Origin of the sequence: Xanthomonas chitinilytica (assembly GCF_026107455.2) — a bacterium.
Classification (GTDB): domain Bacteria; phylum Pseudomonadota; class Gammaproteobacteria; order Xanthomonadales; family Xanthomonadaceae; genus Stenotrophomonas; species Stenotrophomonas chitinilytica.
Map to the genome: position 1 here is coordinate 1 of NZ_JAPCHY010000030.1, position 993 is coordinate 993.

Genomic DNA, 993 nt, shown 5'->3' on the forward strand with positions numbered 1-993 from the left:
GGTGCAGTCGGCCAACGCCACCAACTCCGAATCCGACCGCAAGGCGCTGGATGCCGAAGTCAAGCAGCTGGTCGAGGAAATCGACCGCGTCTCGCGCCAGACCAACTTCAACGGCACCAACCTGCTGGACGGCAGCTTCTCCGGCGCCCTGTTCCAGGTCGGCGCCGACGCCGGCCAGACCATCGGCATCAACAGCATCGTCAATGCCCGCGCCGACTCCATCGGCGCCACGGTATTCGCCAAGGATGCCGAAGGCACCGCACTGACCAGCGCCATCGTGGATGGTCTGGATGCCGACACCGATGACGCCAGCAAGGTCGTCCTGACCGGTGGCACCATCAACGAAGTCAAGATCGATGACATCAAGCTCGATGCCGGCGCCACCGCCAAGCAGGCCGCCAGCGCCCTGCAGGCCGCCATCAACGCCAAGATGGACCAGACCGGCGTCTACGCCAAGCTGGAGGCCAACGCAGCTGGCGACGAGTTCACCGTCAGCCTGGTCGCGATCAAGGGCAACACCGATATCGTCACCGACGGTTTCGATGATTCTGGTTTCACCGATCCAGACGCTATTGCCCTCGACGATGCCGATACCTTCGACCGCGTACACGCCCAGGACCTGGATATCACCACGGTCGAAGGCGCCCAGCGTGCCCTGTCCATCATCGACAGCGCGCTGACCGCCGTGAATTCCTCGCGCGCCGAGATGGGTGCGATCCAGAACCGCTTCACCTCCACCATCGCCAACCTCAACACCACCTCGGAAAACCTGTCGGCCTCGCGCAGCCGCATCCGCGACACCGACTACGCCAAGGAAACCGCCGAACTGACCCGCACGCAGATCCTGCAGCAGGCCGGTACCGCCATGCTGGCACAGGCCAACAGCTCCACCCAGAACGTGCTGAGCCTGCTGGGCTGATCCCGGTAGCAACACCCCGTCAGGTGTGATCGAGGCCCCTCCGCAAGGAGGGGCCTTCTTCTTTTGGGGGCTTC

The 993-nt window shown here is 64.0% G+C and carries 1 protein-coding gene; it reads left to right on the top strand.

What is annotated here, in order from left to right; genetic code table 11:
* On the top strand, window positions 1-919 hold a 919-nt coding region (locus OK345_RS17710; RefSeq protein WP_265129324.1), incomplete at its 5' end, for a flagellin.
* Window positions 920-993: the final 74 nt, after the last annotated feature.